This is a genomic window from Brevibacterium ammoniilyticum, assembly GCF_038429965.1.
Taxonomy (GTDB): domain Bacteria; phylum Actinomycetota; class Actinomycetes; order Actinomycetales; family Brevibacteriaceae; genus Brevibacterium; species Brevibacterium ammoniilyticum.
Genome location: NZ_BAABNP010000004.1, coordinates 20,060 through 35,136 on the forward strand (window position 1 = coordinate 20,060; position 15,077 = coordinate 35,136).

Genomic DNA, 15,077 nt, shown 5'->3' on the forward strand with positions numbered 1-15,077 from the left:
AGCGTCCACCGCTTTCGTGTTCTGAGCCGCTTCGGACATCGAGAAGTTCAAAAAATGGGCCCTTCCCGAACCATCATTCGACTGGGGCTTAGACCCAAATGGGACTCGTGGGAATCAGGCCGACTCTCTCCGGCCACACGTACCGACACTGCCGAGAACTTTCGGAATCTCCCCCGCTACATCCGCTGGTTGCGCGCAGTCTCGTAGATGCAGATGCCGGCGGCGGTGGCGAGGTTGAGGCTCTCGGCCTGGCCGTAGATCGGCACGGCCACCGAGGCGTCGGTGACCTCGAGGTCCTCCGGCCGCATCCCCCAGGCCTCGTTGCCGAAGACCCACGCGGTGCGGGCGGAGAGGTCGAGACCGGACTCCCACGGATGATGGAGGTCGTGGGCGGCGTCGTTGCCGTCGGCGGCGAGCACCTGGAGTCCGCGGGCACGGGCGAGCTCGGTCACCTCGGGCAGGCCGACGCCGATGACGACGGGAATGTGGAAGAGAGAACCGGCGGTCGAGCGGACGGTCTTGTCGTTGTAGACGTCGACGCTCGATGAAGTGAGCACGACGGCATCGGCACCAGCGGCATCGGCGAGGCGGATGATCGTGCCGGCATTCCCCGGGTCGCGGACTTGGGAGAGGACGACGATGAGCTGCGCGTCCTTCGTCACGACCTCGGTGAGATCGACGTCGAGGGTGCGGCACACGGCGACGACGCCCTGGGAGTTCACGGTCGAGGCGAGCTCGGTGAGCACCTCCTCGGAGACGATCGACAGGAAGACCCGCCCGCCGGTAGCGGCGGCGACGAACTCGGGGTGGGACTCGGCGGCCGCCTCGGTGAGGAAGAGCTCATCGACGGCACCCTCGGTGGCCAACGCCTCGCGGACGGCCTGGGGACCTTCGGCGAGGAACATGCCGGCGGCGCGACGACCTCGGCGGTTGAGCAGCTTCGCCGCATTCCTGATGCGCTTGGAGTTCGGCGAGGAGATGACGTCGGGAAGCTTCATGGCTGGCCTTCTGGTCGAGGAATCGTGCGGTCGAGCGGGCGATGCGTCGAGGGGCAGGGCTGGTCCGAACGGAACTGGCGAACCCACCGCCCGGCTGGGTGATCCGGACAGGACAGCGGCCCCGACGGATCGCATGAACGATCGGGTCGGGGCCGCTGTGGAAGAGTCTGTCCGAGCGGACGTCAGGCGGCCGGGGTCTTCGCGGCGTTGACGTCGGTCGGGAGGGCGTCCTTGGCCACCTTGACGAGGTGGGCGAAGGTCGCTGCGTCGTTGACGGCGAGCTCGGCGAGCATGCGACGGTCGACCTCGATGCCAGCGGCCTTGAGGCCCTGGATGAAGCGGTTGTACGTCATGCCGTTGGCGCGGGCGCCGGCGTTGATGCGCTGGATCCAGAGGCGACGGAAGTCACCCTTGCGAGCGCGGCGGTCACGGTAGCTGTAGACCAGCGAGTGGATGACCTGTTCCTTGGCCTTGCGGTACAGGCGCGAGCGCTGTCCGCGGTAGCCGCTTGCCCGGTCGAGGATGACCCGGCGCTTCTTGTGGGCGTTGACTGCCCTCTTCACACGTGCCACGTGTTACTCCTTCGATTCGTTTCTTCCGGCGGTGCCGGAGTCTGGTTCAAGCTGAGGTGGACCCTGGTGTCACTGAGACACTGAGGGTCGCACGGACCCGGAGGGGTCAGCGTCCCTTGAGCTTGCCCAGAAGCTTGCGGGCCATGGCGCGGTCGCCGCCGGTGAGGACCTGGTCCGTACCGACGCGACGCTTGCGGCTCGAGGACTTACCCTCGAACTTGTGCTGGTTGTTCACGCCTTCACGCATGATCTTGCCAGTGCCGGTCACACGCATGCGCTTCTTGGCGCTGCTGTTCGTCTTCTGCTTCGGCATGGTGCCGTTCTCCTTTGCATTTCGCTGCAGGCGCTCAAGCGCCCACAACTACTTCACCCGCCGGATCACGGGGATCCGGCGATTCGTTACCTACTTCTCACGCCTCGGGCGCTGCGTTCTTCTCCGCAGCGACTCGATCACGTCGGGACTTCACTTCAGGACTGCGGCCCTTGGCATCGGTGGATGCCTTGCGGGCTTCGGCCTTGGCGTCGGATTTGGACTTGTGAGGAGCGATGACCATCACCATGTTGCGGCCGTCGACCCGGGGGGCGGATTCGACGGTGCCGAGGTCCGACACATCTTCGGCCAAACGGTTGAGCAGCTTGATGCCCATCTCGGGACGGGACTGCTCGCGCCCGCGGAACATGATCATGACCTTGACCTTGTCGCCGCCGGACAGGAACCGCGTCACGTGACCCTTCTTCGTCTCGTAATCGTGTTCGTCGATCTTGAGACGGAAGCGGATCTCCTTCAGCGCGGTGTTCGCCTGGTTCTTCCGGGCTTCCCTGGCCTTCTGGGCAGATTCGTACTTGTACTTCCCGTAGTCCATGAGCTTGGCCACGGGGGGTTTCGCCTGCGGGGCGACCTCGACGAGATCGAGATCTGCCTCTCGGGCGAGATCGAGTGCCTTGCGAATGGCAACGATACCGACCTGTTCACCATTGGGTCCGACCAACCGGACCTCGGGAACCCGAATCCGGTCATTGATGCGCGTCTCGCTGATGTGTTCACTCCTTTTTAGCTCAAATGGTTTCGCGGCAATGAAAAAGGCTCCCATCGACACGAATGCCAAGGGAGCCTGCACACACGATCACCGCGGCCATGAGGACCATGGGATCTTCCGTGAATACACCTCGATCCGCCGCACTCAACCCGATGAATATCGAGGTGAGACCTGCAGTAGATCTTCGGACCCGATCGCTCGTCGCGATCCAGGTGGGAGTCAGACTCCGCTTCGCACCGTATTAAGTGTACTACGCTTCATGACTCTTCGCACATCGGCACCCCTTCCCGCCACTCCGGACGCCGGGATGTGCCAGAGTAGTCCCATGACCTCTCAAGACCCCAACGCCGCAGAGGCGGTCGCCGACGTCACCCGCGACATCGCCGAGGTGCCCGCCGTCGAGATCATCACGTCCACGGCCGTCCATCTCATGTCCGCAGCCGCCGTCAAGGTCGGCCTCGCCGAGGACACTCCTGAGCAGTCCGCCGCCGACCTCATCGACCTCGACGAGGCGCGCAAGCTCATCACGGCCCTCGCCGGCCTCGTCACCGGTGCCGCCACCGTCATCGGCGACCATCACGCCCGCCCGCTGCGCGATGGCCTGCGCAGCCTGCAGCTCGCCTTCCGCGAGGCTTCGTCGATTCCCGACGAGCCCGGCCAGGGGCCCGGAGAGAAGTTCACCGGCCCCGTCCGCTGACCCGTCTGCGTCACGGCCCCTGTCTTCTCGGCAGGGGCCGTTCGTCATTCATGGAAAGGTCGTCGCCGGCACGGAGATCTCCCCTGCCGGGGTGGGGCGGAGGCAACGGTCGCCAGGCCGGGAACACGTGCGCCCTCGCCGAGGTGGGGCGACCGTGCCGTCACCACCCGAGCTGGCGGACGACCGAGGTCATGAGGTCGTCCTCGACGTTGTCGAAGCCGGGGCCGAACTGCCCGAAGCGCAGCGAGCTGATGAGTCCGATGATGGAGACCCACGCGGTGATCGCGGCGATCGTTGCCTCGGGCCCGACGTCGAGGCCGAGGGTCTCGAGTTCGGCTGCGAGGCGGGCGATGGCGGGCGAGAGTTCCGGTGAGGCTGCAGCAGCGGGCTGGCGTGAACCGGCGTCGTCAACGGGAGCGGTGCCGGAGTCGGGCCCGGCCTGGTCGCCGGATTCGCTTCCGGCCTGGTCGCCGGAACCTGCTGCGGCGACAAGCTGAACGAGGGTGGCCATGACGCGGGTGCCGGGTTCGACGGTGACCTCGCGGGGTGCCTGATAGGCGGCGATCGGGGTGCCGTAGATGAGCGCCCAGCGCTGCGGATACCTTCGGGACCACGCGAGCATCGCCAGCCCGAGCGCTTCGACCGACTTCTCCTGTCCGAGCGCCGTGTCGACGGCGTCCGCGAGCGAGGTGAAGGCATCGGCGATGAGAATCGTCAGCAGCTCGTCACGGGTCCTCACATAACGGTAGACCGCACTCGAGACGATGCCGAGCTCCCGGGCGATCGCCCGCAGAGACAGCGAGTCGACGCCGTCCTCGTCGAGCATCCGATTCCCGATCTCAACGATCCGCGCCTCGGTCTCCTCGCGGGCCCGCTGTCGGGGTGTCTTCGCAGTCTCGTCAGCCATGTGTCCATCGTAGGTTGAGAGAGCACCGCAGATGAATGTGAGCACTGCTCTTGTTTTGTCGGTGCGGCGGCGCTACTCTCGAATCAGCACGCTAGAGAGCAGTGCTCTCGGTTCTGATTCGCTCATCAACTGAAGGGACATCCGCCATGAAGTCAGCACTCGTCCTCGGTTTCGGACAAATCGGCTCACAGATCGCCGCCGACCTCGTCCGGGCCGGCACCGACGTCCGCATCATGACCCGCTCGCAGCCATCGGAGACCGCCCTCGCGGCGATCGGCACGTCGCCTGCGTTGGCGTCGGCGGACACCGCCCGCGAACGTCGGCCGGTGAGCAGCACGGCATCAACGCCGACGACAGCTCCTGCGTCTGAGTCGACGTCGGACTCGGGGTCCACGTCTGTGACCTCGTGCGGGCGTCTTTCGTGGTCCCGGGGTGATGCGTCGTCACGCGAGGCAGTCCTCCAGGCAGCGACTGTGGTCGGTGCCGAGGCGATCTTCGCCTGCGTCCACACCGCCTACGACTCGCGAGTCTGGGCCAAAACACTGCCGGGACTTGAGGCCGCGATCCTCGACGCGGCGGCCGAGCTCGACATCCCCGTCGTCTTCCCCGAATCGGTCTACGCCTTCGCCGGACGGACCACACCGATCACGGCCGATGCCCCGTTCGCCCCCGTCGAGGACAAGGGCCGCATCCGGCAGCAGCTCCTCGAGGCACGCACCGCGCATCCGGCTCGGGTGGCCAGCGTCGTCGCCGGCGATCTCATCGGCGCGACGGCTTCTCCGACGAGTTCGGTGGTGCGTCTGTGCATCACCGAGAGGATCGCGGACGGCCACCGTGCCGTCGTCCCTGCCCGCACCGATGTGCCGCACGGGATCACCGTCATCGATGACATGGCGGCGACGATGATTCAGGCAGCGGCCGATTTCGAGGAGACAGGACGGCCCCGCGATGCCGGGGAGCTCAATGCCGCGGACCTCAGTGCAGGTGCGCGGGTGGGCTCGGCGCGAACTAGCTCGGCGCGAGCTGGTTCGGCGAGGACCGTCTCCCGAGAGCACCGCCTCGTCATCGCCCCGAGCGCGAATCCGACGCTCACCGAAGTCGCCGCCTACACCCACTCGGTCCTCGGCTCGCGGGTCCGCACGCCGATCGCCCTCCCCCACGCAGTCGTTCGCGCAGCAGGCTGGTTCGATCGCTCGATGTACGAGCTCGCCGAGCTCGCCCCGATCTGGCGCCGCCCCTGCCGAATCGAGACAGGTGACGCCGAGGCCGACTGGCGGGCCGGGATCGACGCGATGCTGCGGTGAGCGCCCGACACCCGTCTCGGCGAGCGGACGTGGGAAACCCGACCCCTACCTCGGCGGGCGCACCGGCCGAACCGTGAACATCCGCACGGACTGGACGACCACCTCGGCGAACATACGCAGGAAACCCGATCCCCACCTCGGCGAGGGAACCGGCGACCCTGACGACCGTCCTCAGCTCTGACCGAGGAAGATCCCGTTGCCGGGGCCGAGCGGCAGGTCGAGGAAGTACCAGAGGGCGAGCAGGGCCGCCCACGCGAGCCAGAACGGGATGACGAACGGGAACATCCGGGAGATCACGGTGCCCAGGCCCGCGGTCGGCTCGTAGCGGCGGACGAGGCCGAGGAGGACGATCATGTACGGGTTGAGCGGGGTGATGACCTGGGTCGCGGAGTCGCCGACGCGGAACGCGGCCTGGATGAACGCCGGTTCGTAGCCGAGGAGGGCGAAGAGCGGGACGAAGACCGCGGCCATGAGCGTCCACATCGACGAACCGGAGACGATGAAGAGGTTGAGCACGCTCGCGAGCAGCATGAACCCGATGATCGCGGCGAACCCGGTCAGCCCGATCGCCTCGAGCCCGGAGGCGCCGGCGACGGCGATCCACGAGCCGATGCCGGTCCAGTTGAACAGGGCGATGAACTGGCCGAGGATGAACGCGAGGATGAGGAAGGACATCATGTCGATGATCGACTCGGCCATCATCCGCACGATGTCATTCATCGACCGCACCGTGCCCACGACGAGTCCGTAGACGACGCCCATGAGCATGAAGTACGCGAAGACGATGAAGACGATCGAGGACAGCAGCGGCGACTTCGGCAGAAACCCGCCGTCCTCGTTCCGCCACGGCGAATCCGGGATGAGCACGGCGACGAGGATGACCGCGGTGAGCGCGAGTGCTGCCAGCAGCGCCCAGAGCAGTCCCTTCTTCTCGGCGGGTTCGAGCTTCGGGCTCATCTCCTTCTGCGCGGCCTCGACCTCCTCGGCGGTCACCGAGTTCTCGCTGTAGGCGACGGTCTTCGCCTGGTACTTCTTGTCCAGGCCCTGCTTCGTCGCGTCGACGTAGTCACGCGGCACACCCTTGCGGACCATGTTCGGTTCGATGAGCTTGTCGATGATGAAGCCGGCGATGATCGCGAGCACGATCGAGGCGACGATGTTGAAGTAGTAGTTCGACACCGGGTTGACCGCTTGGTATTCGACACCGGGCAGGGTCTCCATCACCGAGGTGGTGATGCCGGCGAAGAGCGCATCGAGGCTGGTCGGCACGATCGACGTCGAATAGCCGGCGCCGGTGGCGGCGAACCCGCCGATGAGACCGGCCATCGGGTGCCGGCCGGCGGCCTTGAACACGAGGGCTGCGAGCGGGGGGATGATGATGAACGCCGAGTCGGCCATGATCGACCCGACCACACCGACGAAGCCGACAGCGTAGGGCAGCAGCCAGCGGGGACTCGACCCGAAGGCGACGCGCACAGCCGCGGCGAGCATGCCGGACTTCTCGGCGACGCCGACGGCCAGCAGGATCGGCAGCACCGTGGCCAGCGGCGGGAACCCGATGTAGTTCTCCCCCATTGTCGTCGTCAGCCACGCCATGCCCTCGCCGGTGAACAGGCCCTTGATCGTGACGATCTCGTCGCTGCCGGGAATGGAGATGGACACGTTCGCCAGCGCCATCGCCGTCGAGATGGCCCCGGTGATGAGGAAGAGTCCGAGGAAGAGCGTGAACGGTTCGGGCAGGCGGTTGCCGATCCGTTCGATCCCGTCGAGGAGGCGCTGGCCGATCCCGACCTTCGCTGGAGTCTGCGCTGACATGGCTCTGCTTTCTCTCGGGTGGTGCTTTGGTGCGTGTTCGAGTGCTGGCTCGGGTGCTACGCGAAGTAGTTCTCGACGTCGATGGCGCCGCCGGCGCGTTCGAACTCGGCGACCACCTCGGCGGCGAGATCGTCGTCGACGAGGAAGTCGAGTGCCGTGCACGCGAGCCCGTAGGCGGCGTCGTGAGCGGCGGCCTCGGCGGCGGGGGTGTCCGCGGCCTCGGCGAATTCGCGGGTGTGCAGGGCCACCTCGGCGTCCGCGGTCCTGATGAGCGGGTGGATGCCGGGGATCCGGTAGGAGACGTTGCCGAAGTCCGTCGAGGCGGCGATCGATTCGTCGAGGACACCGGCCGGCAGCGGGGTGCGGTCCTGCTCGATCTCGTGGAGCGCCCACCGGGCGGTGAGCGCCGCATTGCCGCGCACCGGCAGCGACGGCGGATGCTCATCCCAGGTCACCTTGACCCCGGTGCCCGTCATCAGCGCAGCCCCGTTCGCGGCGTCCTCGACCCTCTCGGAGAGCTCCTTGAGCGTCTCCGGGTACTTCGAGCGCACGTAGCACTGGACTCGCGCGGTCTCCGTGATGATCGAGGGCCGAGTGCCGCCGTCGGCGATGACGGCATGGAGGCGCGAGATCGGCGGCATCTGCTGTCGCATGAGCCCGAGCCCCTGGTAGAACAGCGTCGCCGCGTCGAGGGCGTTGCGTCCCATGAAGGGCTGCGCCGAGGCATGCGCGGCGACCCCGGTGTACGTGACCTCGAGCAGGCGCCTGCCCAACCACACCTGATCGGCGCAGTCGTAGCCGTACCCGTGGACCATGATCGCCGCATCGATGCCCTCGAAGGCACCGGCCCGAGCCATGACCTCTTTGCCCGAATGGCCTTCCTCCGCCGGGGTGCCGAGGAGGACGACGGTGCCCGGCACCGCATCGGGATCCTGTTCATACAGGTCGTGGAGGGCGAGGAAGGCTCCGACCGCGGCGGCCGCGATGAGGTTGTGCCCGCACGCGTGACCGATGCCGGGCAGGGCGTCGTATTCGGCGAGGATCGCGATCGTCCGGCCGTTGCCGTTGCCGGTCGTCGCCCGCAGCGTCGTCTCGACACCGAAGAGTCCCGTCTCGACGGGGATTCCGCGGGCCTCCAGCACCGAGGCGATCGCTGCGACGGATTCGTGCTCCTCGAAGGCCGTTTCGGCCAAGGCGTGGATCGTGTGGAGCAGGCCGGTGATCTCAGGCTCGGCAGTGGCGAGGTTGGCCTCGATGCGCGTCGTGCTCGAGGTGGGGGCGCCGGTGAACTCCGAGGTCCACTCTGCGGCTTTCTCCGCCCGATCGCGGGTCTCGGCGGCGATGTGATCGAGATAGCTCTCGTCGGGTCGGGCAACGTGACTGAGGTCTCTCCGGGCGCTCATGAGTCCCAAGCATAGGAGACATCCGACGACTGCACATCCCCTGTCGCAGACTCGGCCGTCTGTTCAGACCCGGGTGAGTTGGATGACTGCTCAGACCCGGGTGAGTTGGATGGCGAGTGAGTCCGCGCGCTCGACGATGATCGGATCGGCCGCAAGCGCCCGCTGGAACCGGTCGATCTCCTCGGCGGGAACGTCATCACGGACGCCGAGGCGGATGCCGAGTTCCGGCCCCTCGACGTGGACGCGGGCACTGCCGGGGCTCACCGCGATGCGGGCCAGCCAGGGGAACCGGCCGGCCAGGGCCACGGCCGCCTCGGCGACGGTGGGATCGGCCCACGCGGGAGTCCACGGCTGTCCCTGCGCGAACGCGAAGAGCGCGGGCCGCCGCAGGAGGAACGACCGGTCGGTGCCCGGGTCGATGACGACGAGCTGGGACTCGGCTTCGACGGCCCCGAGCGCGAGGCGTTCGGCCTCGATCGGCACGGGCCGGGCCTGCGGATGCCACTGGGACAGCGGCGGGATCGCGGAGAATCCCGGGGTGCATTCGCGGCCGTCCTCGGCCCGGAGTCGGACCATGGCCATGTCGGAGGAGTTGTCGACCATGAGGCCGTTCTCGCCGACCCCGTGGTCGACGGCGATCGGCACGATCGGCGCGTAGAGGCGGGCACCGGCCAGGGCAGCCACGACGCCTTCGTGGGCGCTCGGTTCCAGCGGTGTCGCCGCGACGGCTTCGAGGGCGGTCAGCAGAGCGGCGTCGGCCTCTCCGGTGTCACCGGAGAACGGGTTGGGGGCGAGGTTGCGGCCCTCCCAGGGCTGGCCGGCGGAGTCGGTGGACATGGTGCTCAGCGTCCTGCGACGTCGAGGGCTTCTTCGAGGGTGAACTTCCCGGCGTAGAGCGCCTTGCCGACGATCGCGGAGTCGACGCCTGCGGGCACGAGGGCGCGCAGCGCACGCAGGTCATCGAGGCTCGAGACGCCGCCCGAGGCGGTGATCGGCTTGTCCGTGCGGGTCGTCAGGGACTCGAGGAGGTCGACGTTCGGTCCCTGCAGGGTGCCGTCCTTGCGGACGTCGGTGACGACGTAGCGCGCGCAGCCGGCGGTTTCGAGGGCAGCGAGGACTTCGTAGAGGTCTCCCCCGTCCTTGGTCCAGCCGCGGGCCGAGAGCGTCTGACCGCGCACATCGAGTCCGATGGCGACCTGGTTGCCGAAGCGGGCGATCATCTCCGCCGTCCACTCCGGGTTCTCCAGGGCCGCGGTGCCGATGTTGACGCGTTCGGCGCCCGTGTCCAGGGCGCGTTCGAGGCTTTCGGTGTCGCGGATGCCTCCGGAGAGTTCGACCTTGATGTCGACGGCCTTGACGACCTGGTTGAGCAGGTCCGAGTTCGAGCCGCGGCCGAACGCGGCGTCGAGGTCGACGAGGTGGATCCATTCCGCGCCGCGGGCCTCGAAGTCGTGGGCGGCGTCGATGGGCGAACCGTAGTCGGTTTCGGTGCCGGCTTCACCCTGGACGAGGCGGACGGCCTTGCCGTCGGCGACGTCGACGGCGGGAAGGAGGACGAGCTTGTCGGTCATGGTGGCCTTTCTTCGGTTGCGGTCTGCCCGCAACGCAGTCGGTCGGGTGGTCGACGGGAGTGTGAGGGCCTGAGGGGTGAGTGCTCGGGGTCTGGCGGAGCCTATGGTCTCTCGGGGAACGAGGCGATCCAGTTGCGCAGCAGTGAGGCACCGGCCTGCGCGGACTTCTCCGGATGGAACTGCGCCGCCCACGTCGTGCCGTCCTCGACGGCGGCGACGAAGTCGGAGCCGTGATGGGCGGTCGTGACGAGGGTGCCGGCAGGGTGCTCGGTCGCAGCGTAGGAGTGGACGAAGTAGAACTTCTCGTCCTCGATGCCTCTGAACATCGACGAGCCTTCGGCGGCGGCGATGTCCGACCAGCCCATATGGGGCACGACAGGGGCATCGAGGGCGGTGACCTCACCGGGCCACAGCCCGATCCCGGTCGTCTCGACACCGTGCTCACGGCCTTCGGCGAAGAAGACCTGCAATCCGACGCAGATGCCGAGCAGCGGACGGCCCGCTTCGTGGCGGGCGCGGATGAGGTCGACGGCGTCGACGGCCTCGAGTCCGGCCATGACGGCGGAGTACGCGCCGACTCCGGGGACGAGGAGTCCGTCGGCTGCGTCGATGACGGCATGATCGGCCGTCAGCGTCACCTCGGCGCCGGCGGCCTGCGCGGCACGCACAGCGGAACGGACATTGCCGGCTCCGTAGTCGAGTACGGCGATCGTCGTCACTGCGACCGCCCTCCCGAGAGCACCCGGGAGATGCGCCAGAGGGAGAATCCGAGGACGACACCGCCGAAGACCGCAACCGCCCACGCCATGGCGTTGCCGCCGAGGCCGACGGTGACGCCGAAGGCGAGGACGAGACCGGCGAGGACGGCGACGATGATCCACAGCAGCGCGGTCCTGGCCAAGGCCGCCCGGCCCGGGGTCATCGTCGCGGCGCTGGCCTGGAGCTTCGACATCGACGAGGTGGGGATGCTGCCCTCGACCCGGTCAGCGGTCGTGAGTTCGAGCAGCAGCTGTTCGACGACGTCGGGCAGGTTGCGCAGGGCCAGTCCCGCGGGCACATCGGATTCGCGGGCGCCGTTGCGGTAGTGGCCGGCGTCGATCTGCTCATCGCTGCGCACGAGCAGGAGGACTTCGTGCTTGCCGGCGAGCTTCGAGATGGCCGCAGCCGCCTCGTTGCCGGCTTGAACTCCCGTATCCTCGAGGACGATGCCGGTGAACTCACCGATCGGGACGATCGTGCCGGTGATGTTCGAGAGCACGCAGGCGGCGGCGAGCTGGTCGGGGATCCCGAACGGGGTGACGACGACGGTGGTGCTCACAGGACTCCCTTGGTGCTCGGCACGGCGGTGGTGCGGCCGTCGGGTTCGACGGCTTCGCGCAGGGCGCGGGCGAAGGCTTTGAACTGCGCTTCGACGATGTGGTGCGGGTCGCGGCCGCGGATGAGGTCGAGGTGGACGGTCAGTCCCGCGTGGAAGGCGATCGATTCCAGGGCGTGCGAGGTCATCGACCCGGTGAAGTGCCCGCCGATGAGGTGGTACTGCTGGCCTTCGGGTTCGCCTGCGTGGACGAAGTAGGGCCGACCGGAGATGTCGACGACGCACCGGGCCAGGGACTCGTCGAGCGGGACGAAGGCGGCACCGTACCGGCGGATGCCGGCTTTGTCGCCGAGTGCCTCGGCGATGGCCTGACCGATGACGATCGAGGTGTCCTCGACGGTGTGGTGGACGTCGATGTGGGTGTCGCCGGAGGAGGAGACGTCCAAGTCGATGAGGGAGTGCTTCGCGAGCGCCGTGAGCATATGGTCGAAGAACGGCACGGTCGTCGAGATGTCGGACTTCCCGGTGCCGTCGAGATCGAGCGCGACGGACACGGTCGATTCGGATGTCGACCTCTCCAGCTGGGCCTGCCTCATAGTGAGCCTTTCTTCGTGTGCAGCGCGGGTGGTGCCCTCTCCATTGTCCCAGGGTCGCGGCCCGGGTGATGACCAGGGCGACCTCAGACGACTCAGTTCGCCGGGAGCCGTCTCAATTGAATGAGCGCGGTCTCAGTTCGACGTGAGCAGGATGCTGGGATCGGTGTCGACGATATCGCTGATCGCTGTGAGGAACGCAGTCGTCTCAGCCTCGGTGCCGGCGTTGACACGGGCATGATGGGCGATGCCGATGTCGCGGATGAGGATGCCTCGGTCGAGCAGTTTCTGCCACAGTTCGGCCGGGTTCGCGATGTTGCCGAAGAGGACGAAGTTCGAATCGCTCGGGTGCACGGTGAAGCCGATTTCGGCCAGGCGTGCGGCGATGGCGTTGCGAGAGTCGATGAGCCGGTCGACGTTGCCGAGCAGGAGGTCCGCGTGGTCGAGTGCGGTGCACGCGAGGACCTGCGTGACGTCGGAGAGATGGTAGGGCAGGCGCACGAGGCGGAGGGTGTCGATGAGTTCGGGGGCGGCGATCGCATAGCCGAGGCGCAGACCCGCGCACGCGAACGCCTTGCTCATCGTCCGGGAGACGACGAGACGGGGGCGGCCCTCGAGCAGGGTCATCGCCGAGGGCAGTGCGGGGCGGGAGAATTCGGCGTACGCCTCGTCGACGATGACGATGCCCGAGCAGTTGTCGTAGGCGGCTTCGATGACGTCGAGGCCGAGCGAGGTGCCGGTGGGGTTGTTCGGGGTGCAGAGGAAGACGATGTCCGGGTCGACACGGGCGACTTCGGCGGCGACCGCCTCGGCGGTGAGACCGAAATCATCGTCACGGTCGGCATGGACCCATTCGGCACCGGTGCCGGTGGTGATGAGCGGGTGCATCGAGTAGCTGGGCGTGAAGCCGAGCGCGGTGCGCCCGGGACCGCCGAAGGCCTGGACGATGTGGGAGAGGACCTCATTCGAGCCATTGGCCGCCCAGATCATCTCCGGGCGCAGATCGACAGGGGTGCCGGCGCGTTCGTTGACGCCGTCGAGGTAGCCGACGAGGTGCTCGCGGAGCGCGGTGAACTCCCGGTCCGGGTAGCGGTTGAGTCCGGACAGATGCGTGTCGACGGCCTCCCGCATCGCCGCGACGACGACGTCCGGGATCGGATAGGCGTTCTCATTGACGTTGAGCTGCACCGGAACGTCGAGGTGAGGAGCGCCGTAGGGCTCCCGTCCGACGAGATCGGCACGCACTGGCAGAGACTCGATGTTTCCCACACACCGATTTTAGCGCTGGGGAACGTCGAGGCTCTGGCCGGGGTGGACGACGGGCGAGGACAGGTGGTTGAGCTCGACGATGTCGGCGACGACATCGCGGGTGTCCCGGTCGAGTCCGAGGTTCGAGGCCACGGTCCACAGCGACTCTCCCTCGCCGACGACGACGGCGTCCGCGGCGACGCCGACGACCTCGTCCCCGGCGACCGCCTCGGCGGTGAACGTCTGAGCGGAGAAGAAGAGCGTGCCTCCGATGATGGCCAGCGCGCACAGTGCGGTGCGGAGCAGGCGGACGGCGCGGCGGCCACGGGTGGTCAGATGCATGGGGGAAGTCTTCGCAGACATTGCATTTACCTCTTTCTTCGTACGATTCCACCCGCAATGGGTAGAACGTCTGTTCTATTCAACATGCCATTCGAACATATGTCCAGTCCATCTCGAACATTTATGAGACAATGAACGAGAACCAGCGTTGTTGATCGGTCTCGAACAACCATCCCAGGCGGCACTGACACGAGATCTCTCGAGGCGGTTCGACCGGTGGGAAACGGCGGGATTAGAACGAAGGGGAGAGAGCAATGGTGCAGAGCAAACGAGGCAGAGGACGGCCGCGCAACGAGGATGTTGCCAGCGAGATCGCCGCGGCCCGCAACGACGAGGACGAGGTCGAAATTCCTGACGGTCCGACCGGGGCCGGGGACTTCCGGCTCTCCCCCAGGCAGCGGCTCGTGCTCGAGACGATCGAGCGCGCCGTGGTGACCAACGGCTATCCGCCGAGCATGCGTGAGATCGGTGAGGCGGCCGGGCTCGCGTCGCTCTCAAGCGTGGCGCATCAGCTCTCCCAGCTCGAACGGCTCGGCTACGTCCGCCGCGACCCCAAGCGTCCGCGTGCGATCGAGGTCGTCAACCCGTTCGAAGAGGAGGAGGCCGAGCGCGCGAAGTACGAGGAGCTGGCGAACAACACCGTCCAGGTCCCCGTCGTCGGGCGCATCGCCGCCGGCGGGCCGATCCTCGCCGAGCAGGAGATCGACGACGTCTTCTCCCTGCCCACGCAGGTCGTCGGCTCGGGTGAGATGTTCCTGCTCAAAGTCGTCGGCGACTCGATGATCGAAGCCGCGATCTGCCACGACGACTGGGTCGTCGTGCGCAAGCAGCACACTGCGGACAACGGTCAGATCGTCGCGGCCCTCCTCGACGGCGAGGCGACGGTGAAGACGCTCAAGCGCAAGGCCGGGCGCCAGTGGCTGCTGCCGCAGAACAAGGACTACGACCCGATCGACGGCACCTATGCCCAGATCATGGGCCTCGTCGTCGCCGTCATCCGCCGCCTCTGAGGTACATCGGCGAGGGTGCGCAGATCCTCGCCGAGGTGGCCTGCCGTGAGCACGAATGCCCCCGACCGATGGTGGTCGGGGGCATTCGGCGTTTCCGCGGCGCGTGAGCTGGCTTGTGACGAGCGCGGCTTGCGACGAGCGAGGCTTATCCCTCACGGAGGCCGCCCAGCCCTTCAACCACCTTCAGCTCCACACACCACCTGTGCACAGGTGGTTTATCGCGTTGCACCGACGTTGTGCGGAGCCAGACGTATGAATTGCGGCT

General features: G+C 67.3%; 17 protein-coding genes. 3 read left to right on the top strand and 14 right to left on the bottom strand.

Translation table 11 applies throughout. The features are described from left to right. Positions 1-176: 176 nt before the first annotated feature. The 4 genes from AAHA49_RS05725 to infC all read right to left on the bottom strand — a co-directional run bounded on the left by AAHA49_RS05725 (position 177) and on the right by infC (position 2,661). Positions 177-998, bottom strand: a complete 822-nt coding sequence (locus tag AAHA49_RS05725) for a TrmH family RNA methyltransferase (protein WP_342037551.1) — start codon at positions 996-998, stop codon at positions 177-179. 182 nt (positions 999-1,180) lie between these two features. Next, entirely contained in the window at positions 1,181-1,570 is a 390-nt protein-coding gene (gene rplT, locus AAHA49_RS05730; protein WP_009378556.1) for a 50S ribosomal protein L20, read from the bottom strand. A 106-nt stretch (positions 1,571-1,676) separates the two neighbouring features. Beyond that, positions 1,677-1,883: a 50S ribosomal protein L35 gene (rpmI, locus tag AAHA49_RS05735; RefSeq protein ID WP_193338689.1), complete on the bottom strand. Its 207-nt coding sequence runs from the start codon at positions 1,881-1,883 to the stop codon at positions 1,677-1,679. 97 nt (positions 1,884-1,980) lie between these two features. After that, on the bottom strand, positions 1,981-2,661 hold the full coding sequence (gene infC / locus AAHA49_RS05740) for a translation initiation factor IF-3 (protein WP_193338712.1): 681 nt from the start codon (positions 2,659-2,661) through the stop codon (positions 1,981-1,983). A 271-nt stretch (positions 2,662-2,932) separates the two neighbouring features. On the opposite strand from infC, the gene AAHA49_RS05745 reads away from it, so the two are divergent. Further along, complete coding sequence (locus AAHA49_RS05745; protein WP_193338688.1) at positions 2,933-3,304, top strand: DUF1844 domain-containing protein; 372 nt, start codon at positions 2,933-2,935, stop codon at positions 3,302-3,304. 160 nt (positions 3,305-3,464) lie between these two features. Here AAHA49_RS05745 and AAHA49_RS05750 read toward each other — a convergent pair whose 3' ends face one another. Continuing rightward, on the bottom strand, positions 3,465-4,211 hold the full coding sequence (locus tag AAHA49_RS05750; RefSeq protein WP_342037552.1) for a TetR/AcrR family transcriptional regulator: 747 nt from the start codon (positions 4,209-4,211) through the stop codon (positions 3,465-3,467). A 146-nt stretch (positions 4,212-4,357) separates the two neighbouring features. Between AAHA49_RS05750 and AAHA49_RS05755 the strand changes: the two genes are divergently transcribed. Continuing rightward, positions 4,358-5,515 (top strand): Rossmann-fold NAD(P)-binding domain-containing protein, encoded by a 1,158-nt coding sequence (locus AAHA49_RS05755; protein ID WP_342037553.1) that lies wholly within the window; start codon positions 4,358-4,360, stop codon positions 5,513-5,515. Between the two features lie 171 nt (positions 5,516-5,686). Here AAHA49_RS05755 and AAHA49_RS05760 read toward each other — a convergent pair whose 3' ends face one another. The 9 genes from AAHA49_RS05760 to AAHA49_RS05800 form a co-directional block, all read right to left on the bottom strand. Beyond that, positions 5,687-7,330, bottom strand: coding sequence for an AbgT family transporter (locus AAHA49_RS05760; protein ID WP_342037554.1), 1,644 nt, complete (start codon positions 7,328-7,330; stop codon positions 5,687-5,689). A gap of 56 nt (positions 7,331-7,386) precedes the next feature. Next, positions 7,387-8,733 carry an amidohydrolase gene (locus AAHA49_RS05765; protein WP_342037555.1) on the bottom strand — a complete coding sequence of 449 codons (1,347 nt, stop codon included), beginning with the start codon at positions 8,731-8,733 and terminating at the stop codon, positions 7,387-7,389. Between the two features lie 90 nt (positions 8,734-8,823). Further along, positions 8,824-9,570, bottom strand: coding sequence for an SseB family protein (locus AAHA49_RS05770; RefSeq protein ID WP_342037556.1), 747 nt, complete (start codon positions 9,568-9,570; stop codon positions 8,824-8,826). 5 nt (positions 9,571-9,575) lie between these two features. Further along, a complete protein-coding gene (gene priA / locus AAHA49_RS05775) occupies positions 9,576-10,304 on the bottom strand; it encodes a bifunctional 1-(5-phosphoribosyl)-5-((5-phosphoribosylamino)methylideneamino)imidazole-4-carboxamide isomerase/phosphoribosylanthranilate isomerase PriA (RefSeq protein ID WP_342037557.1) in 729 nt (242 codons plus the stop codon). Positions 10,305-10,405: 101 nt separating this feature from the next. Beyond that, positions 10,406-11,023: an imidazole glycerol phosphate synthase subunit HisH gene (hisH, locus tag AAHA49_RS05780; protein ID WP_342037558.1), complete on the bottom strand. Its 618-nt coding sequence runs from the start codon at positions 11,021-11,023 to the stop codon at positions 10,406-10,408. Continuing rightward, positions 11,020-11,622: a hypothetical protein gene (locus tag AAHA49_RS05785; RefSeq protein ID WP_193338681.1), complete on the bottom strand. Its 603-nt coding sequence runs from the start codon at positions 11,620-11,622 to the stop codon at positions 11,020-11,022. The genes hisH and AAHA49_RS05785 overlap by 4 nt, the downstream gene beginning before the upstream one ends. After that, positions 11,619-12,215 (bottom strand): imidazoleglycerol-phosphate dehydratase HisB, encoded by a 597-nt coding sequence (hisB, locus tag AAHA49_RS05790; protein WP_342037559.1) that lies wholly within the window; start codon positions 12,213-12,215, stop codon positions 11,619-11,621. Before hisB ends, AAHA49_RS05785 begins: the two co-directional genes overlap by 4 nt. Before the next feature lie 132 nt (positions 12,216-12,347). Continuing rightward, a complete protein-coding gene (locus AAHA49_RS05795; protein ID WP_342037560.1) occupies positions 12,348-13,481 on the bottom strand; it encodes a histidinol-phosphate transaminase in 1,134 nt (377 codons plus the stop codon). A gap of 9 nt (positions 13,482-13,490) precedes the next feature. Further along, a complete protein-coding gene (locus AAHA49_RS05800; RefSeq protein WP_227007250.1) occupies positions 13,491-13,802 on the bottom strand; it encodes a LysM peptidoglycan-binding domain-containing protein in 312 nt (103 codons plus the stop codon). A 254-nt stretch (positions 13,803-14,056) separates the two neighbouring features. On the opposite strand from AAHA49_RS05800, the gene lexA reads away from it, so the two are divergent. After that, the gene (lexA, locus tag AAHA49_RS05805) at positions 14,057-14,812 is read left to right on the top strand and encodes a transcriptional repressor LexA (protein WP_342037561.1); all 756 of its coding nucleotides are present in this window, start codon (positions 14,057-14,059) and stop codon (positions 14,810-14,812) included. The last annotated feature ends 265 nt before the right edge of the window (positions 14,813-15,077 follow it).